The organism is Saprospiraceae bacterium (assembly GCA_016712145.1).
In the GTDB taxonomy this organism is placed as follows: Bacteria; Bacteroidota; Bacteroidia; order Chitinophagales; family Saprospiraceae; genus Vicinibacter.
Window position 1 is genome coordinate 802,903 of the sequence record JADJRO010000001.1, and the last position, 21,522, is coordinate 824,424.

The following is a 21,522-nucleotide window of genomic DNA, read 5'->3' on the forward strand; positions in this document are numbered from 1 at the left end:
CAGAATACACGCTGATTTAAATCAGATCCAATAGTTAAATTACAAAAAGAAGAAAGGCCACTCTATAACAGAGTGGCCTTTCTTTTATTTTATTAGGTAAATTAAAAGTCCTACGCTTTAAATGAATTACCTAAGCAGTGTGAATTCTCCTTTATAAATATCTGATCCTTCAGAACCAACATACTCAACTTCTGCATAGAATACATAAACACCTGGTAAGGCTCTTTCTCCTCTAAAGTTACCACCCCAACCTACTCCGGCATCAAGATTTCCATCTTTAATATTCTTTGCTGCATAAACCAATTCACCCCAACGGTCATAGATATTTAATGATTTAATGTTTCTAACGCGTTTACCTTTTAGATTCCAAAGATCATTGATGTTATCTCCGTTTGGTGTAAATGCTGTTGGCCACCACACATCTTTTATAATACGGACCACAACACGTACGCGGTCTTCAATTTTACAACCAGCACCATCAATCAATGTAATCAAGAAGTCTCTGGTTGTATCTGCCTGATAACGCAATTTAGGTTCCCAGTCTACATTTTGGTTTAAATTCCACCAAACGGTATCTCTATAGGCTGAAGTACCCCCTGTAATAAGATTTAACATCGTATCCAGGAACACCGTTTGATCCTGGTCAACAATAATCACCTTATCAACATCAATACCTAATTTACCTGGTTCAATTAAAGTTACTGTAGTATCATGCTCACAGCCATTCACATCCCTAACTTTTAATCGATAGGTTCCCTGTGAGAGGTTTCCAAATGTTTTAGAACTTGAAAACTGGCCTCCATTAAATGAATACTCCAATCCGTTTGCTGGTCCGTTTGCAATAACTCCTGTAACATTTACAGTACCATTGCGTTCACCAAAACAAAGTGGATTAATTGCTGCAAGATTTATTCCAGCAAATGGATTGCCAATTTCCAATACTTCAATATCTGTAAATTCGGTACATCCGTTCGCTTGATCTTTTACTTGAACTCTGTATGTTCCTGGTTTATCAACTGTAATTCTTGAAGTTCCTACACCAGAAACAATGCTGCCATTTGGAGTTGACCAAATGTATCCTCCAATTGAACCAGCTTGACCTGTTGAAGCACTTGCATCCAGTTGAACTTGTTTAACTGTACAGGTCAATTGACCAATTTGTTGAATATTTGGAACCGGTTTTCTTAAATCAGCTGTTACATTCATTGCAAATGAATCTATACAACCGTTATTATTATTGGTAACAATCAATCGATAGGTACCCAATGCATCCACAGTTGGTGTATAGGTATTTCCATTTTGAATAGTACCCGGACCAGTCCATCGAACGCTGTATTCAGATCCTTTAGAGGAAGCATTTCCATCTAGATTAACAGTCAAGCGATCGCAGGTAATTTGCAAAGGTTGACCAATGTTAACAGTTGGCTTCTGAACATCAATACTTACATTATAGGTAATTTCATTGGTGCATCCTGAAATTGGATCTGTTACTTGTAATTTATAAGTACCTGGCGCATTAATATCTGTTGTATTGCTGGTAACATTCCCTGGATTTACAAATTGTCCACCATTAGAGGCCGACCACTGATAATTGAGGTTGGCACCTGATCCACTGGTGGAAGATGTTCCATTTAATGTAATAGAAGTTACGGCACACGTTAATTTATTGACCCCTCCTATTACTGCTTTTGGAAAATCATACCAGGTAACTGGCACAACATCAAATTTCAAACAACGGTCATTAAGTACAACCCCGGTAACAGGATCTGGATTTCCCATCAATACAATGATGTAATACGTTTTACCCAATTGCATTCCTGTTTGGAAGCTAAATGTACCAGAAGCATTTACGTTAATAAATGTTCCAGTTTTAGGATCCGCAGGATTTCCATCATACAATACAAAACGAACTACATCATTGCCATCCGGACTTCCGGCTGCAGCATTATACACAGCTTGTGCTGTTGCATTTGCACATAAGATGATTGGCGTTTTATTTAAATTCCCGAGTCCACTGATACAAGGACATTCATAGGTATTTGAAGTAGTGTCAGGCAAACAGTCATGTCTGTCATTGATTATCAATTGATACACTTCATTATTATTGATCCAATCCGTTCTCCAGGTATTTCCACCTACAAAACTTCCGGCCAATGTTCCACTTGGATTAGTCGTTCCATCGATATTCCAGGATGGACGATCTCCGTTAGCACCATCAATGGTTACTCTGAATTTTTCTGCGGTATTATCGCACTCATAAGGAGGTGGTACATCAATAAAATTTGGAGCATCCCAATGGGTTACTGTTACGGTATCCCTTGAAATACAACCTTTAAAGTCCTCAGATAATTCATATTGGTAAGTACCTTTTCCTGAAACACTAACATTGGTTTGGTCATTGCCTGCATTTGAAAGCGTACTGGTGCCACTGCCTCCAATAAATCTCCAGCTTGGTGTACCTGTATTGGTAATACCGTTTAATTGATAGTTGTAAAAACAAATACTATCCGCAGGTCCTGCATCCGGACTTGGATAATCATACCATATGATTGGTTGATTTTTAGTAACCCGTTTACAAGGATCATTTGGATCTACTATGCCATCAAAATCTTTGTCATCCCCCACAACGCAGGTGATATAATACGCTTTACCAGTAATCATTCCTTTCGTTGCATCAAAACAAACCACATCATTTAAACTAAAGAATGTATCCAGCTTTGGCACTGTTAAATCATTGTATGAAGATTGGTGAAACACATACATTACCACATCTTCTGGATCTAATATTGGTGGAATTATTGTTTTGATTGGTACACATTTATCAATACAAATTTCTGTTGGAATTGAATCCAACTCTCCTGCATCGATTGCACCACAATCACAGTTATAGTCGTCAATGATTAAATTTGAAACACAACCATTGGCATCTTGAATTTTTACATTGAATTGTACTAAACTTGCAAGCGTATCGGTCATATATACATTGCCATTGATCATACCTCCACCCTGTAAAATTGTAAATGGTGGTTTTCCATTGGTAATATTAATCGTTGCTTTATACGGATAAGGCGGTATATATTCAATACATATTTTTTCAAACACTGCAATAAATGGAGATGGATTGAATGTAATTTCAACCAAATCAGCAGCAGCACAATTATTATTATCTTCCGTTAATTCGAAAACATACTTACCATAATTTCCTTGAGTATTGACTGACGAAGTTGCCAAAACATCATCTGAAAACTGAACTCCAGATGGACCGGAAATCAATCGCCACTTTAAGTTAGTGCCCAGAATACTAGAAATTCCTTTAAGGTCATACACCGTTCCGCAAATCGCATCGTCAACCCCTGCGTTTGGTAATGGGTTTTTATAGAATACAAATGGTTTTGGACCATCAACTTGAACACAACCTGCTGAAAAATCAATTCCTCCCTGACCATTTCGCTTTCCAACTAAAACAAAAATGTAATAAGTTGTATTAAAACTCATAGTACCAGGATCATAAGCAATGGTTTTGGAATTAAGCATTTTAATAAACGATCCCCCCGCTGCATTATCTGGATCTGGATCGTTTGTCATAACATAAATTACGGTATCGTTTGGATCCAATTTTTCCAGGGCCGGATCATAAAAAAACGTAAATATATCTGACTCGCATTTATTCTCAAGGCCTTTGTCAAGAACACCAACAAGATTGGTACACTTACATTCGTGATTAAAATTAAATGTTAAAATGCAACCCATCGCATCGCGCACCAAAATGGTATAATTCGTTAAATTATCATGGAAATTTGATAAGTAGACATTGTTTGCATCAATGGTACCATTTCCTTGTACTACAGTGTAAGGTGGCGTTCCACCACGCACTTGAAAGCGCAATTTGTATTGGGTCTGTTTAACATTACACAAGTAAGTTATTCCAGAAGAATCCGGTGTAGAATTAAAATAAAGATCAACTGTATCTGTACCGGTACAACCCAGTCGTGTTTCAGAATAAACATATCGATAGATTCCAAACGAGTCAACTTTTACATTGGACTTAGGGTCTGTAATATCTGTTATATTTGAGTTTCCAGGTCCTCCAATTTGGGTCCAGCTACCTCCTACATCTTTTTGTCCATTGAATTGATTTGCCAAATCGCAAATACTGTCATTGGGACCCGCTTTAGGAGCAGGAACAGCCTGAATAGCTACTTTAATACATTTTTCGCAGCTTCTTCCACAGTCTGTATCATAATAAACGCAAACAGTACCTGTGTCACCTGGAGGAAGTAACCATTTGATTTCTACTCCTTGAGAATCGGGCTTAGATACTACAAAGCCTCCATCAACAGTCCAGGTATAAAAAGTAACTTTTTGATTGATAAACGTATCAATCCAATAAGAACCATTTTTCCCCACACATAAAACTACATCTCCTGCTAAAGGAAAACATTTAGGTGCCAGATCGTCTTCATTAAATGTTTCACAGAATGTTTTGGCACAAATTGCAAATTCAGTTGCTAATTCAACCTTTACATTTACCTCTACACAATAATCTTCCTTTACGGCATCTACTAAAAGTCTCTCATCTTGACTGATTGTTTTCTTCGCTGGATCGTTTTTCTTATACCAACGGTATTCAAATTGATACGTTTCGCCAACACTACATGGTTTTATTATACGAACTCCAGGAGAAATTTCGACTTGTCCACCAATACACTGTACTCGGAAATTAGGAGCAAAATCAACAGAAACTGCGGTTAATAGAATTGCACTGTCGCAACGATAGGGATCGGTTGTTTTAGGCAAAGCAACTTCAAATTGTTGCTTACAAGGTACGTGAGCACGGCCTAGAATATCAATATAAGGTTCGCCATCACACGTTATATAATATACATCCGGTGGATCCGGTTTGTCTAAAACATAAAATTGTACAATAGAGTCATATTTACAACAATTGGCATCAGTGAATTGCTCCCGGTATTCCCCCGTTTGGAAAATTCGTTGAGAATGCCATTTGTAACCTCCAGGATTTGCTAATTCATAACAAATATATCGTGGAGGTCCCATTTTATCAGCAATGGGTCTAACTTTTACGGTAGCACATTGTGGACCTTCCTGTGAACAAATAGAACCACTGGAAGGGTTACCAATATATGCTGTAACACAAATAATAAAATCACCTTCATCTGGAAAATCTAAACGCACTTCATTTGAATTGCCTCCAACTTCATCGCCATCTAAAGTCCATACATAGGTTGGCTCACAGCCACCTGATTGTGGATTTACAAAAAATCGAACATTACATGCACCAACACAAACAGGTTGAATAATTTTACTGGCTATATTATTAATAAACCCTAATGGATCTAAGGAAGGTGGCCCTCCACCAGAAGTATTAATCGTAAAATCACAAATATCCCCGCTGCAACCATCTACCCATAGATAATAAGTTTTGCAAGGAATAAGTGTTGCAGTTGCCGTTGATGTACTATTTGGTGGAATACATGGGATTGATCGACATACGACCTCTTGGCCACAATTGCAATCTCCCCAAATTCCGTATTGAATACCTTGTGAGCTTGTACAATTCCCGATGGTTAATGTGATGGTCACATTTCCCCCCTGAGACACAAAAGCCCACCAACTGGTATTGTGACCCACACCCCCTTGTGAACATAAGGGTTGGCATGGACTGGCAACTGTACTTGGGTTATTACAGGCATAGCCGTTAACCTCATCCAATGAACACAACACATTGGCGAGTTCACACTCTTCAGCCATCGGAGGGGTACATTGTGCGATCAGTTGGGTAGTTCCAACTAGACTAAAAACACATATTAAAAAAAGTAAAATTCGATACATATTGTAAATGTTTTTCTTAAATATTACAAAAAATAATATACTTACCTTGGATTATCAAATAAAATTAATGTTTTATTTAACATTAATTAGATTTATTTTCACAAATAAAGTTTGGAATTTCAAAAACCGTACCGTTGTACAATTTATTAAATTTACTCATTTACGAGAATTCATTGTTTATTCTAAATTCCAAATCTTCAGGCAATCATAAGACCCTGCGACCTGTCTTTTCGCTTCTTCAATACTCAAAAAAATATATATAAATCCTTCTGAATAAGGTTTTAGCCTGGAAAATGATCAAAATATAAGAAAATTAGCGTACCAGCGTCAAATCCCCTTTAAATATCAAGCCAACTCCTTTTGGATTTTGAAGCTCAATTAAGTAAACATAAACTCCTGGAAGCGCTGGTTGATCCCCAATTCGGCCATCCCATGCCTGGAATTCTCCTGAAAAGTTAATATTCTCCAAAGTATGAACCAGGTTTCCCCACCTGTCGAAAATTCGAAGTGCATTTATGTGCAAAGATCCCTTAGGGGAAAAAATAGAAAACAGATCATTGATGTTATCTCCATTTGGTGTAAAAGCATTTGGTATAAACAGATCCGAATTTATTAATACCCTTATTGTAATTGCATCTATAATTTCACAACCATTTTGATCGATAAGTTTTAATGTATATCGGGTATCGGTTTTGGGGCTTGCATTTACTTTAATACAATCTATACAAGCCAAATCTGTTGATGGATCCCAAACCAGAAACTGAATGAAGTTGGTATCTAGATTGGTTTGTGTATCTATAAAATAGGAAGATCCCAATACAATGCTGGTATCTGGTCCCAATTCCAAAAACGCCTGAGGGGGCTCATTTATTTGCACCAAAGTATCTAATAAACATCCGAAACGATCTTTAAAAAATAAATGCTGCACACCAGCAGGTAAATTTTGCAATTTACTTATTGGATTGTATTGAATTCCATCCGTTGAAAATGTAACAGGAGGAAATTTACTGATCACTTCCAAAATTTCAATGGCTCCATTGTCTAAACCAAAACATGAAATATCCTCAACATTTAAGCGAATTCCTGTAATTCCAACTGTATCTTTTCTAAGAATTCTAGATTCATTTCCAATGCAGCCGGTTTGTTTATTCACAATATTAACCATATAGGTGCCCGAACCTTTTATAAGGATGGTATCCCCTTTTGTTCCAGATTGAATGCTGCCATCCATGGTGCTCCAGGTATAATCGCATTGATTGCATCCTGCAAGAATATACAGTTTTGCTAAATCTTGTTCGCAAATCAATGAATCCAGTGTTGCTATTTGAATGGAAGGTGTACTGGTGTCAATCGGCACATACAATGTGGTATCATGGACACAACCATATTGATTTGTAATAGCCAATGTATAAAATCCGGAAATTGAAATCTTTGGATTTACTTGCGTTGAATCCAATCCGAAAGGCCCGGTCCATAAAAAACCGATTTGATATGGTATCAAAATTAGGATTTAATTGAACGCTGGCCTGAATGCAATTTAATGTATCCGTAAAAGCCGATAAATTTGGTTTTTGTCGTTGGTCGCGCACATACAACGAATCTAAATGTTCACAATGATTCAATCCTTTCACGCGCACATTGAAAAAACCCGTATCTTTTACAAATGGATTCTTTGAATTTGATAAAAAACTTCCATGTCTTGACCAGGTGTAACTTAAACCCAAATCATTCGTCTGAAGATTCAATTGAACAGAATCTGTTAAACAATTTAATAAAGTATCCTGCAATACAAACACTGGCAATGACTTGTCTAAACCAACATAAACCGAATCTAACAGCAAACAGTTATTTTTTCCTTCAACAATTAACTGATACCAACCGGAATCTTTCACGAAAGGATTCCGCTCATTTATAAAAACTCCAGTAGGGCTTTGCCAGAACACGTTGATCAAACTATCATTTGATTGGACTCGGATTTGCGTGCTGTCTGACGAACAATTTAAAACAGATCCAAATGCATTAATTATTGGTAACAATGAATCCTTCAGAACTGTAATCGTTGTATCAACCATGCAATTATTTGGTGCAGTCAAACTTAATAGATAGACCCCTGGCAATCGAATAGCAGGATTTGGAAGATTTGAATTAAAGTTTGACGGTCCGTTCCATTGATACCTTACGTTTGCAGGAAGTACTTCTACTAATGGAAAAAATTGATTTGTACTACAACTCAAGGTATCCACTTGAATGTTCTGTATAATTGGGGGCAACGTATCAAAACGCATGTTTATGGAATCAATCCCAATGCAACCAAATTCATTGATGCCTCTGAAAATATAATAACCAGCTTCATTAACTGGTATCGGATTTCTCAATAAAACAGATCCTGAAGGTGTGGTCCATTCATAAAACATCAAACTATCCGTAAAAAATGCCCACAACTCTGGATTTGACTTGGTTGCACAATTGATGATGCTATCTGAATAGCTAATTTTTGGAGCTTGTTTGAATGCCTGCAATCGAATTGAATCTGTCAAACTACATCCAAAAGAATTTGTCACGGTATACTTATAAAATCCTTCTAAATTGGTAAGAATTATCGCACTATCAGATGTTAATAGCCCAGGGCCTTCCCAATGATATCTTAAATTAGTTTCATTGCTAATAATCTGCAATAATGCTGTAGAATCTTTACAACTTAAACTATCATTTGCTACTTGAAATAAAGGCAAATTCCTTTTTTCAATAAGCAAAATGGAATCTGATGCCATACATCCGTTTTTTGCCGTAACTTTCAATAAATACCAACCAGGCAAATTGCTGGTAATGTCTTTTGTTAAAAAGGAATCCTGCAATGGGTTAAGCCATTTGTAGTTAACTATAGAGTCCGGAGAACTCGAAATGACACGGGCATTCGTCCTTGCACATGTTATGGTATCCGCTTGCAACTGCAAACTGGGCGGAAGTGTATCTAATAAAATACGGATGCTGGCTGAATCAGTGCATCCGTTAATCCCGCGAACGAAAACGGAGTACACACCCGGAGTGGAAACTAAAATAGAATCTGCAATAGAATTAATGAATTGAGGTCCGGACCAATGCAATGTATCAACTCCCTGATTTAATTTAATTAAAATTTTTGCCTGGTTATATATACAGCTAAGATCATTTCCTTGAATTGATTGTATAGGAGGAGATCTATCCATATCGATATAAATTGACTTTTCAGCTTTACAACCATTTACACTGGTAGCAATTAATTTATAAAAGCCACTGTCTGAAACCACAGGATCTTCCAACATGGAAGAAAACATCCCGGGTCCTGACCATTGGTAGTTCGAACTAATAGAAACCGTCGCGTTAATTTGGACCACCTGTTTATAACAGGTAAGTTGCTCCCCTGAAAATTGAATGACTGGTTTTAAGGTGTCTTGTTTGATTTCAATACTGTCAAAGCTGGCGCATCCATTGATGCCTGTTACCTGAATTTTATATATGCCGGCTTCTTTAATAAATGGGCTGGATTTTATTTCGTTAAAACCAATAGGACCCGTCCAATGATAGACCAAACCAGGTAAGCCAGATGTATCTATAAGTGCGATCTGAATACTATCTTTAAAACAATCTAAAATTCCAGCTTGCAATTTAAATTGGGGTCTTAAACTATCCAGATGAATGTAAATCACAGTATCTAATACACATGCGGCAGAATCTCTTAAGTATACAATATAAAAACCTGAATCTTGAACAATTGGATCCAACAGATTGCTTTTAAAACCATATCCATTAGAATAACTAATAGAATCTAATATCGAATTGGAATTTGCATTTATTTGAACATTAAAATTATTCAGGCAATTCAACGTGTCGGGTTTCACATTATAATCGGGTTTCTGAATACTACTAGATACCCTGATAAACCCACTGTTTGAGCACCCATTATCCGCAGTAACTGTAAGTGTATAAAATCCTGGAATATTAATACTGGGATCCAAATTAGTTGATTGAAAAAAATTCGGACCCGTCCACATAAAATTTAACAATGATTTGTTAGAATTAAAACGCAAGATACTGATGCTGTCTCTGCAACTTAAATCATCGGCAAATAAGACCAATTCCGCGGGAAATGTATCTAATAAAACTTCAATGGAACCAATATTAGAACATCCTGCATCGTCAGTTACTGTGACATAATAAAAGCCTTGTTGATTAACCTGAATCACAGAATCAACACCGATCATATTGATTCCATCAGACCAATTAAAAATTGGATTTATAGCATCTGTTGCTGCTTTTAATGTTGCTCTATTATGAAAACAATTTATAGTGTCTGACGATACAATTAAGCCTGGAATTTTATCTCTTTTTAATACACTAATTTCAAGAGAATCTTTACAAAAGCCATCCTCAAATACTACTTTATAGGTTCCTTCTTGATTTACACTTACACTTAACGAATCCCTTAAATCAACAAAATTTCCGTCAGTTGTAGACCAGTTAATTCGCGTTCGGCTTGTTTTAATGGACTTCGAAATATCCAATTGGATCACTGGATTGCTGCAAGTAATGGTATCATTCTTTGTTAATGCAATCTTCATATCCACCACTTTTAATTGAAGATCCAGTGTCGAATCACAACCAAAAGTTGATCTTAAAGGAATGGTATAGCGTCCTTCATCGTAGTATTTGAGTGTTCCGAGATGAAGTGTATCGCCCCGGCACAAGAAAAAGCTATCTTGAACTTGGGTATAATTAGGGTGAATTGAAACTTCCAAACAATTTTTTGAAATTTCAGCACAAAAGCTGTTAAGATTTATTACTAAATCATTCTTAAATGCTGAGATCGTTGTTCCTAGTTTCGGTAATTTTAATGAATCTGAAGTCAGAAAAGAAATTCCACAAATAACATAATCTCCTACTTTAAAACTCCTCAAATCCAAACTATCTCCGATATAAATTAGCGTATCATTCTCTGTTACTAAATAGGTAAAGGAATATAGTGTAGAATCTGGTTTATAAACTGGAAACGTAATCCGCTCCTGGATTAAAAGCTGAGGATCATTGACGCAATAATCTAAATGATCATTTATAAAAACGCCTCCATTTGGACTACAATCCATACAATTAATTCCTGAGGGATCACAAAACAACAAACAAAAACTCTCAATTTTGCCTTCATAAAATCGTTCGTCATCGTGGACTTCGAGTGTCCAAATTCCATTAACAGAACCTAAATTAAAACTTTCGAGACATCCTCCTTCAGGGTAATATGTGCCGTTATAGAATTTACCAAAAATTCCCCAGGCTTGCTGATTATCCCATTTCATTTTAAAGCCTTTATCGGGATTGGATTTATCAGCACATGGAATAAATGTAACGGCCCAATGAGAAAAGTCTGAAATTCCGGAATTCCCGATGGGTCCAACCAATCGAAGTCTTTGCCCAGAGGGAGAAATGAGATCCATTGTGAGGTCTCCAATAAACTCATGTTCGAATTGGATCCTTACTCCACAAACACCTTGCCCAGGATTAGCTAAATCATTATTGAGTGCCGAACTTATTAATAACTTAAGGGCGGCAGTTGATTTATCTTTAATTAAAACCGTTGAGTCAACACAGCACCACTGACCACTTAACTCCGTTAGCCACAAGCCAAAGAATGCAATTATGATCCATTTATTCTGATAGTGCATTTTAATAATTCCAAAACATGATATATACAAAAACCGTGCAAATTACCCAGAACACATCAATTCTGGCTAGTTCGCAAGCTATTCCCTGCAGAACCATTATGATCTACAGTTAATTAACTACTGCTGTCTTGACTAGAACGCTCATTCTGCTTAGTTCATATATCACCCATGATTCCAGCAGAATAGCTTGAATTATCTTGATAAGAAGATCGCTTTTGTAATTGTGCTCTTTTTATTTTCAATACTTATAATATAGGATCCAGCTTTCAAGTCATTTAGATTTAACTTAATACTTGGTTGATCAGGAACAGCTACATATGAATAAACCGCTTCACCCAAGTAATTATAAATTTTAATCAAGTTTTTATCCTGTATGTCCAATCCTGAAATATTTAGAATACCATTAAAAGGATTTGGGAAAATTTTAAAGCCTTCTGAATCTTGTTTCTTTATTGGAAAAATTATATCACCATTTAATTCTGAATTCTTGTAGATAATATTTTCCGGACACAACACGGGTGAAATCACACGAATATAGGTTTGTCTGATTAAACTATTTTCGCCATTTGAATTCCGAACGGTCAGCTTAACAGAATAAGTACCCTTTTTATCATAATAAACCACTGGGTTTTTACTTGATGAAGTATCTGGTGAAGCACCGTCAAATATCCAAGACCAGGAATTTACATCAGCAGAAGTTTTACTAGTAAATTGAACCTCTCCAAATCCGCAAATCAATGTGGTATCAGCAATAAAATCGATTTTAGGAACTAAATAAACTGCGACCAATTGGCTCGTAGTATCAGAACCACAATCATTTGTCACTATTAACCGAACGTTATAATCTCCTTCAGCAGAATATACATGGGTTGGCGAAACTTCAGCACTCGTTTTGCTGTCTCCAAATTCCCATAAATAGCTTCCACCTAATTTTGACTGATCATTAAAAAATACTGAAAATCCAGTAATTGATTTTTGAAAAGCCGCTTCCGGTAGGTCTCCAACACTTACAAACTGTTGCTTGTTGATTGTAACTGAATCTCCATTGCCTTTTACCTTCAAGCTTACATCATAAATTCCTACTGAATTATACGTCACAACAGGATCTTTATCAAACGAACTTGATGGTGTCCCACCAGGAAAACTCCAATGGTAGCTTGATGCCCCTATAGAAGTGTTTTTAAAATGAACTTCAAATGGAATGCATCCTTTTTGAAAATCAGAACTAAATCCAGCAATTAATCCTGTACCGATGATTAATTCTTTAGAAAAGGTGTCTCTGCCACAAGCATTTTCTATAATTTGCTTTGCCTGATAAATTCCGGGTAGGTATTCATGGGTAGGATTTTGCTCTGTACTTGTTTTCCCATCTCCAAATTCCCAATGCATTGTCCTGTAAAATTTTGATTTATCTGTAAACGATATGATCGTTCCGTTTTCCTGGAAAGTAAAATCAGCAACAGGCATTGAATCAGCCTTTATATAATTTAATTTTTCAGATGTCGCACTGTATTTACTATTTCTAGCGACTAATTTAACATCAAATGAACCAGGGTTTTTATACTCAACAATTGGTTCAAAAAGGGATGAAGTAGAGGGCAATCCGCCTGGAAAAGTCCAGGTCCAGGAAGTAACATTTGTTGATGAAAGGTTGATAAATTTGACCTTGAATGAAGTACAACCAAAAGTAGTATCTGCAGAGAACAGAGCAATTGGAACCGTAACGATGGTTATTTTCATTTTAAACTCATTGACGCCACAATCATTTTCTGCACGCAATACGACATCATAAACGCCATCATTTTGATATTCATGAATTGGATCCTGGTCGTTTGAGGTTTCTCCATCTCCGAAATCCCATTCATACGTACTGCCATACAAGGTCAGGTTTGTAAAATAAACCGTCCTTGAAACGATGACTTTACTAAAATTAGCTTTTGGCTTATCATTCGCTTCAATGTATTTTGAAAACGTAACTGAGTTTGATCCAAAAGAATTGCTTACCCTAAGCGTCACATCGAACTTGCCAAAAGTCTTATACGTGACAACTGGATTTTGCTGGTTTGAACTAGAAGGTGTTCCTCCCGGAAACGTCCATGCCCAACCCGTTGGATCATTTGTAGATAGATCAAAAAAGTTAACACTGAATGGAACACAACCCGAAACTGGATTCCCATAAAAGTCAGCAACCGGCGCAGAGCCACCAGAGCATACACTTAAACAGCCTCTGCTATTTACATGTGCATTTATTCTTGAAATCGAATTGGAAGACCAGGCAGAAGTACAATTCACAGCAGGAGCCATGATAAAGGGCTGACCACTGCCATCATGATCCGCATTAAAGTTATGACCTAGCTCATGTGCTTGCAATTGCCGAATGCAATTATTGGATCCTCCATAATCGCTACACACATTGTATCTCAGGTTATTACAAATTACCCCGAGCCATGCCAGACCAACTGCTCCATTGGTGTATTTTGTAGTCCAGGCAGTCGCGACATCATACCCAGCACCATATCCACCCCCATTTCCCCAACTAACATGTTTATCTAAATGAGTATTGATGTTATTAATTCCATTCCATGGATCTGTAGCGGCAGATGTCGCTACAAAACTTGCAGACTGAACAAATTCAATAGCATGTTGAAACTCATTGTCATAATTTTCTCCCAATAATGTTAAAATGGTATTATTCCAGTTTTCAACATTGGCAACACTCCCTCTTTTTTGAAAAACAGAGAAGTCATTTGCAATCGCTATTTCAACCTGAAGACAATGACTCCGACTGTTGTTTACTTTCTCCTCTGACTGTTCAATGAGTTGTTGCTTATTTTTTATATACGTATCAAAACCGCATTCGATAGAAGGGTTTTGGAAGATTTTTTCACTATCATAAATAACCAGCACATCATCAGAATAGCTAGGATCTATCCCATTTGCTTGCTCAATAAAAAAAGTGGCTCCACCTTCTTTAATCATCCCGGCAATAAAGTGGTCAGCAATGGTCATTCTTACATCACCACCTCTAGGCGCTTTAAGGTAACCAATTAATGAATGAATATCCGGACGACGTCTAAATTCCTGGATTCCACGATCCGTCCCAACTCTGAGTAAATAGTCTGAGGTGTATACTTCGTGCTCAAATAATTCAAGATTCCATACAAAATCAGGATGTTTCAACGTTAGAAAATGCTGATTGCCTCTTGAAGTCATGCCTGCTTTGAGCTGATCAAAATCTATTTTGACCAGTTTATAATCATAAAAGACTTGATTTAAAGGTGATTTTTGAGATTGTTTAAGTTCACTTAAGCTTATGTTTTGTGCTTGAAGGCCCATAAACCCTAAGAAAATGATTAAAAGTTTTAAAGTAATTTCCCTGATTTTCATAATATCTTTTAATATGACCGTAAAATTATTAAAAAAATTCCATTTTTGATGTTGCTAATAAATTGAATGCTATATGTTTAAATTAAATGTTAATAGAAAGGTTTGCAAAAGTTTATACATGCTTCTTATAATTAATATAATTGGCTGTTTATCAAGTATTACGACCCTGTCTGCTCAATCCAGTAAAAAGAAAAAGAAAGAAACAACTCCATTTATTGATAAAATCTGGTTAGGCGGTGGAATCAATTTGAATTTCAACTCTGGTTATTATAACGGTTTACAATCCAATGTGTTTACATTTGGTTTGTCACCAATGGCTGGATATAAATTAAATTCATTTCTATCTGTGGGTCCTCGTTTCAGTTTTGACTGGACTATAGCAAAATTTAGTGATTTTAGCGGAGTTTACAAATACAACAGCATCGATTATGGAATCGGATTGTTTGCCAGAGCGAAATTTCTGCAAAACTTTTTTGCACATACTGAATTTAGTGAATTAAATGAAACCTACACAGACGGCTCTACAAATGGCAACAAGTTGGTAACTTCCAGAGAGTGGAGGGATTTGTTTTTAGTTGGACTGGGTTACCACTCAAATGCACCTATTGCATATGAACTCTATGTAAGCTACGACTTCCTGGAAGATGATAATTCGATTCGAATTCCTATTGTGTATCGAGCAGGGATCACCTGGCATTTTTAATAATTACTGCTACCTAAACTCAAATTGAAGACCTAGGCTAACATGTCTCAGTGCCTGTGGGTAAACTGCTTTGTAATAATAGATTTGATTAGATTCCTGGGCTAAATAAGGATCCGAACTTAAATCGATTGGTTGATCTGAGTGAAATCTTGATGAAATCCATCCGTGCGATGTATATTCTTTATCAAGAACATTATACAATGCAAGCCAAAAATGAATGGTTGATTTTTTGAATACCTGTTGCTCTAAATTTAATTTAAATTCTAAATGTTGGTATTTAGGAATCAATGCAGTTCCTGTACCACTGTTATCAAGATACATCGCTCCAATGTTATGATATTGCAAAGCCAATTGCAAACCTGGCCGTTTTTTCTTAGCTTTTAAAATAGAAAATTGTAAGCCAGCATGGATCACAGATTTAGGTGAGAAAGAAATATCTGTATTGCTATGTGTTTTAACGATGGATCTATTTTCATTATCATAATCAACAATAAACTCTTCAAATTTATCAATTTTATTTTGGCTAAAGTTGAGGGCAGTCCAAAAAGTAGCTAGATTTCTCCATTTATAATCTGCTTCCAATTCAAATCCAAGTCTGTTGGATCGATTTAAATTGGTATGCAGTAACTCCCCTACATTATTAATAGCACCGGTAAGTACCAGCTGGTTTCTGTAAGCCATTTCATACAAATTCAGTTTGATCGTAAAACATTCTGATTTAAATTTTCCTCCCAATTCAAAATCGATTAAATTTTCTGGTTTTAATGCATCTGCGGCGTTTAACAAATCTTCACGAAACGGTTCACGCCGCATATAACCTAAGGAAGATGAAAAGATCCAGCTTGCATTCAATTGGTAATCGGCGTAGAATTTGGGGCTTATAAAATTAAAATTATGGCTTTGATTTATATCTTTTTTGCTTTCTAATACGCCTTTGATTGTATGTTTAATATTCCTATACTGTAAATCTGCATTAATATTTAGTTGCTTTGAAATTTGCAAACTAGATTTAATTGAACCTGTAAATTCTCTTTTAATCCCATTGTTATCATAAAATCTGTTTTTCAATACTTTGTAATCCGCCACATTAACCCAATTGACATTCCCAAAATGATCCCCAATATAATGTATCCAACTCAAGGCCGGTGTCAGACTCCATTTTTTATTAATTTGAAAAACCAAATTGGTACTAAATAGACCAAAATGATTTTTTAACCATTTGCGTTGGATTAAATCAGCTTCGCTTATCGTGCTGCTTTCAATGTAATAATTTGCTAATGTTGCATTTGCGATATAGGACTCGTAATAGCCTTTACCAAATGTATAATTTAAAATACAGTTTAAATTTAAATTTGGATTTAACTGTTTTTGGTAGAATCCTTGTATATGCTCTTGCTTGTATTGGTCAATTTCATTGCTATATGGATCTCCTGATTTCTGGGTTCCCGCAGCATTAAAAGTGCGCAAACTGTCAATACCTATAAACTGAACCGGCAAACCAAACCAAGCTTGATTGGTTTGTTCGCTACCGTGTAAAAAAATTTATTCGAAATGAACTTGATTTTAATATACGCGCCAATGAAATGTGAAACGATTTAAGATCCGAACTGGATCGGTCGATATAACCATCTGATTTTTGTCGAGAAAGTCCAAATTTTAAATTATATTTATTTTCTAACAAACCTGAATTTGCAAGCATGCTATATTTCACACTATTAAAAGAACCAAATTGGGTTTGAAAAATAAGGTAAGGATCAAAACTTAATTTATTTGTATTGATATCAATAGCTCCTCCAAATGATGCAGATCCGGGTCGATTCGGAACATTTCCTTTTAAAACAGTTATTTCATTGGTATGTGAACTTATGTCGGGAATGTCAACAAAGTAGCTAAGAGAAGATTCACTGTCATTAAATGGTATGCCATTCAAGGTGATTTGAATGTGAGATGGATCCATTCCACGCATTCGAAGTGCAGTATACCCTACTCCATTCCCAGCATCAGACTGGTTTACAATACCAGATACTCTGGTTAATAAGAATGGAAGGTCCTTTTCCTGTCTATTGTTTTTAATCCAAACTTCATCTAATTTAGATACACTTGAATAGTTTGAAGGATTAAATTGATAGGTCTTAATCAATAATTCATTAAATTCAATTCTCCGAACTAAGGTGATATCGAAAACAGAGTCTTTTGTACTTATCGGCAATGTAAAATATTGGATATCATAAAGATAATCTACCGCTAATGCAAAGACGCCATTTGGCAAATCGATGAATTCGTACTTCCCATTTTGATCAGTCCAATTTTCTAATCCCAATTGGACAATGCTTAATTTAACATGTTGAAAAGCCTGACCGTTTTCATCCATCACATTCCCATAGATCCTGTTTTGAGAATAGGAATCAAGGAGTGAAAAAAGCAAATAAAAGCTAAACCATAATCTCATAAGATTCAATTAAATTATGGGGAATCGCCTCTATCGCTCCCTTCCAGGAATTACCCTAGCAGGTTCGGTGGGTATAATCTCAGCCGGCAGATAGCATATGCGGCACCCCAAATCAACGTTTAAAGTTACGGATTTCTGGAATATGATTTTCAATAAAAAAACATGCTTTCTTAAAACGTTGTATTCCAATACCTGAAACAAAGCAAATTGGTAAGTGCTTGGATTGAAGAAACTGCCAATACAATTTAAATAGCCGATCTCGGTCTGTTGGGTTTTGGCGAAGTGGATCATAGACCCAAGGAATATCTGGACAGCATAACAAATAAAGACTTGCTTTATTTTTACTAAAAAGTAATTCCAGCGAATTTGAGGATTTACCATAAATCTCCTGAGTCCAAATCAGGTAATTAAGCGAATCGGTATCGCAAAAAACCAAAGGGCATGATTCTGAAGCCAGGTTGTTTAAATTCTCTTGTTGAATCCCCATATATTCGAGAGCCATTTTATCAGGATATTCTGGATTTTTAGCCAGATAGACCCTCGAATATTCAGGGATCAGCTTACCTTTGTAAGTGCTTGATAAATAGTTACAAAGGCTCGTTTTTCCGCATGATTCCGGTCCTGTAACAACTATTTTATAAGGCATCTGTTAATAAGTTCATCCTTCCTACAAATATATGCACGATATAGAACCCTTTTACAACTGGCAGGATTTGTACAATAGTTCAGAAGACGAGCGAAGTCCATTTTTTAACGCGTCTTACGATGAATTTAATTATCGGAATAAAGTTTATAATTATTACATTCATCCATTATGGGACGAAATTGGCTCAGAAACGCTTTATGCTAAGTTGCTTTTTGCAGATTATGAAGAAGGATTTTGTATATTGGAATTTATTGGAGAATGGAATGATTGCATAAACAATGATATTATGTTTTTAAAGCGGGATATCATCGAGCCATTGGAAAATCAAGGCATTCAAAATTTTATATTAATCTGGGAGCATGTGTTTAATTTTCATGGTTCAGATGATTGTTATTATGAAGAGTGGTATGAGGAAATTAAAGACGAACAAGGAAGTATATTCTTTATTAATATGCAAAAACCTGTGATGGATGAAATTAAATTATTTGGAATTCAACATTTTGTAAATCTAGGTCCAGATTTTCAGGATATAAATTGGAGAAAAATGAATCCTATGGACTTAATGGAATTTGTAGCATCAAAAACTTAAAATGAGCGGTCAATTTAAATCGGGATTTGTTAATTTGATTGGTTTGCCAAATAGTGGTAAGTCCACTCTAATAAATGCGCTTACCGGAGAGAAAATGGCTATAATTTCTCCAAAACCTCAGACAACCCGTCAGCGAATTCTTGGTCTAATCAATGAAGCTGACTTTCAAATTATATTTTCTGATACACCTGGATTTATTGACCAGACCAATTACCCGCTTCATCTAAGCATGAATATTCAGGTTTATAATGCATTGGAAGATGCTGATTGTTTGCTTTTAGTCATTGACTCAAGCAAAGACCTTGAATTACCCGAAGCGTTTGTAAAGTTGCTTCACCCCATCAAAGTACCAATTATCATATGTCTAAACAAAGTCGATCTTTCTACCCCACAACGTGTTGCTGAAATTGAAATAACCATCCAACATCTTGGAATTCCACATTCTAAGATTATAAACATTTCTGCAATTAAAAATTTAGGGATCGATACGCTGCTTGCCGAAGTAAAAAAAATACTACCGGTTCACCCTGCATATTATCCAGATGATATTATCAGCAATCGCCCAATTCGTTTTTTTATTAGTGAGTTAATTCGAGAGCAATTATTTAAATTATATGACGCAGAAATACCCTATCATTGTTTTGTAACCATTGAAAGTTGCAAAGGGGTGGATGATCAACTAGAAATGGCTGTAATCTATGCAAATATTTATGTGGGTAAACAATCTCAGGTGCCTATCCTAATTGGTAAGAGCGGCAGTAAATTAAAAGAACTTGGAATTCGCTCAAGAACTGAAATTGAAAAATACCTGAACCAAAAAGTATATTTAAGTCTTAGCATTAAGTTACGCAAAGACTGGCGAAACAATGAATCATTTATTACAAAATCAAGTATTTTTCAATGAGTTTTACAGTAGCAATTGTGGGGAGACCCAATGTAGGAAAATCCACCTTTTTTAATCGACTGATTGGACATAAAAAATCAATTGTCGATGACGTGAGTGGCGTCACCAGAGACCGACTCTATGATGTAAGTGAATGGAACGGAAAACATTTTACAGTAATTGACACAGGTGGATTTGTAACTGGTTCAGAAGATATTTTTGAAAAAGAGATAAAAAAACAAGTTGAACTTGCCATTGAAGAGGCAAGCTGCATTTTGTTTATGACGGACGCTACAGCTGGAATTACAGATCTAGACAATCAGGTGGCAAACATGCTGCGTAAGATTAATAAGAAAGTATTTTTAATAGCCAACAAAGTAGATAACAATCAAAGATTCTTACAAGCTCAGGAATTATGGGGTCTGGGATTTGATGAGTTGTATTGTCTTTCATCCCAATCCGGAAGTGGAACCGGTGAAATATTAGATGCAGTTGCCGCATTGATTCCGGATGACATGGAACCTGCATCTGAATTGCCAAAATTTGCTGTTATTGGCCAGCCAAATGTTGGTAAATCTTCTTTCTTAAATGCACTTTTAGATGAAGAAAGAAATCTGGTAACTGATATCGCAGGTACGACCCGTGATCCTGTTCATAGCATTTACAAAAAATATGGAAAAGAATTTATGTTGATTGATACTGCTGGAATTCGTAAAAAACATAAGGTCTTTGAAGATCTGGAATTTTATTCTGTAATTCGAGCAATAAAAGCCATTGAAGATTGTGATGTTTGTTATTTAATGATTGATGCAACGCTTGGTATTGAAGCCCAAGATATGGAATTGGTATCCCTGGTAATAAAAAGAAATAAAGGATTGGTTATTTTGGTTAACAAGTGGGATTTACTTGAAAAGACAACTCAAACAGCTAAAGAATTTGAAACCAAAATCAGGGCAAAACTTGCTCCTTTTGTTGATGTTCCCATCTTATTTATCTCCGCCAAAGACAAGCAACGTATTTTTCAAGCTGTTGAAAAAGGACTAGAAGTTTACAACAACAGAAAGCAAGAAATTAAAACATCTGATTTAAATGACAAGATGCTTGAAGCCATTGCCAAAATACCTCCACCTTCCTATAGAAATCATTTGATTAAAATTAAATACATAACTCAAATATCAAAACCCTATCCGGCTTTTGCATTTTTTACAAATTATCCTGACCAGATAAAAGGGAGTTATAAACAATTTTTAGAAAATCAAATGCGTGAGTTGTATAATTTTAACGGTACTCCAATTCGCTTAATTTTTAAGGAAAAATAA

General features: G+C 35.9%; 10 protein-coding genes. 4 read left to right on the plus strand and 6 right to left on the minus strand.

Annotated elements, in window-relative coordinates:
- Nucleotides 1–126 precede the first annotated feature (126 nt).
- The 3 genes from IPK91_03520 to IPK91_03530 form a co-directional block, all read right to left on the minus strand.
- Entirely contained in the window at nucleotides 127–5,853 is a 5,727-nt protein-coding gene (locus tag IPK91_03520) for a gliding motility-associated C-terminal domain-containing protein (GenBank protein ID MBK8296352.1), read from the minus strand.
- A 1,370-nt stretch (nucleotides 5,854–7,223) separates the two neighbouring features.
- A complete protein-coding gene (locus tag IPK91_03525; GenBank protein ID MBK8296353.1) occupies nucleotides 7,224–11,546 on the minus strand; it encodes a proprotein convertase P-domain-containing protein in 4,323 nt (1,440 codons plus the stop codon).
- A 192-nt stretch (nucleotides 11,547–11,738) separates the two neighbouring features.
- Nucleotides 11,739–14,933, minus strand: coding sequence for a PKD domain-containing protein (locus IPK91_03530; GenBank protein MBK8296354.1), 3,195 nt, complete (start codon nucleotides 14,931–14,933; stop codon nucleotides 11,739–11,741).
- 118 nt (nucleotides 14,934–15,051) lie between these two features.
- Here IPK91_03530 and IPK91_03535 point away from each other — a divergent pair, with 118 nt between their 5' ends.
- Complete coding sequence (locus IPK91_03535) at nucleotides 15,052–15,636, plus strand: hypothetical protein (GenBank protein MBK8296355.1); 585 nt, start codon at nucleotides 15,052–15,054, stop codon at nucleotides 15,634–15,636.
- A 9-nt stretch (nucleotides 15,637–15,645) separates the two neighbouring features.
- Here IPK91_03535 and IPK91_03540 read toward each other — a convergent pair whose 3' ends face one another.
- The 3 genes from IPK91_03540 to IPK91_03550 form a co-directional block, all read right to left on the minus strand.
- Nucleotides 15,646–17,133, minus strand: coding sequence for a TonB-dependent receptor (locus IPK91_03540; protein MBK8296356.1), 1,488 nt, complete (start codon nucleotides 17,131–17,133; stop codon nucleotides 15,646–15,648).
- Between the two features lie 28 nt (nucleotides 17,134–17,161).
- Nucleotides 17,162–18,085 carry a TonB-dependent receptor plug domain-containing protein gene (locus IPK91_03545; protein MBK8296357.1) on the minus strand — a complete coding sequence of 308 codons (924 nt, stop codon included), beginning with the start codon at nucleotides 18,083–18,085 and terminating at the stop codon, nucleotides 17,162–17,164.
- 112 nt (nucleotides 18,086–18,197) lie between these two features.
- Complete coding sequence (locus IPK91_03550; GenBank protein ID MBK8296358.1) at nucleotides 18,198–18,731, minus strand: ATP-binding protein; 534 nt, start codon at nucleotides 18,729–18,731, stop codon at nucleotides 18,198–18,200.
- 31 nt (nucleotides 18,732–18,762) lie between these two features.
- On the opposite strand from IPK91_03550, the gene IPK91_03555 reads away from it, so the two are divergent.
- The 3 genes from IPK91_03555 to der are packed head-to-tail and all read left to right on the plus strand — an operon-like array spanning nucleotide 18,763 to nucleotide 21,522.
- Nucleotides 18,763–19,320 carry a hypothetical protein gene (locus IPK91_03555; GenBank protein ID MBK8296359.1) on the plus strand — a complete coding sequence of 186 codons (558 nt, stop codon included), beginning with the start codon at nucleotides 18,763–18,765 and terminating at the stop codon, nucleotides 19,318–19,320.
- 1 nt (nucleotide 19,321) lies between these two features.
- Nucleotides 19,322–20,224, plus strand: a complete 903-nt coding sequence (gene era / locus IPK91_03560; protein ID MBK8296360.1) for a GTPase Era — start codon at nucleotides 19,322–19,324, stop codon at nucleotides 20,222–20,224.
- The gene (der, locus tag IPK91_03565; protein ID MBK8296361.1) at nucleotides 20,221–21,522 is read left to right on the plus strand and encodes a ribosome biogenesis GTPase Der; all 1,302 of its coding nucleotides are present in this window, start codon (nucleotides 20,221–20,223) and stop codon (nucleotides 21,520–21,522) included. Before era ends, der begins: the two co-directional genes overlap by 4 nt.

Bases quoted from the DNA above. Each gene is read 5' to 3' on its own strand.
- IPK91_03520 (MBK8296352.1), bottom strand. From the start codon at position 5,853: ATGTATCGAATTTTACTTTTTTTAATATGTGTTTTTAGTCTAGTTGGA.
- IPK91_03525 (MBK8296353.1), bottom strand. From the start codon at position 11,546: ATGCACTATCAGAATAAATGGATCATAATTGCATTCTTTGGCTTGTGG.
- IPK91_03530 (MBK8296354.1), bottom strand. From the start codon at position 14,933: ATGAAAATCAGGGAAATTACTTTAAAACTTTTAATCATTTTCTTAGGG.
- IPK91_03535 (MBK8296355.1), top strand. From the start codon at position 15,052: ATGCTTCTTATAATTAATATAATTGGCTGTTTATCAAGTATTACGACC.
- IPK91_03545 (MBK8296357.1), bottom strand. From the start codon at position 18,085: ATGAGATTATGGTTTAGCTTTTATTTGCTTTTTTCACTCCTTGATTCC.
- IPK91_03550 (MBK8296358.1), bottom strand. From the start codon at position 18,731: ATGCCTTATAAAATAGTTGTTACAGGACCGGAATCATGCGGAAAAACG.
- IPK91_03555 (MBK8296359.1), top strand. From the start codon at position 18,763: ATGCACGATATAGAACCCTTTTACAACTGGCAGGATTTGTACAATAGT.
- era (MBK8296360.1), top strand. From the start codon at position 19,322: ATGAGCGGTCAATTTAAATCGGGATTTGTTAATTTGATTGGTTTGCCA.
- der (MBK8296361.1), top strand. From the start codon at position 20,221: ATGAGTTTTACAGTAGCAATTGTGGGGAGACCCAATGTAGGAAAATCC.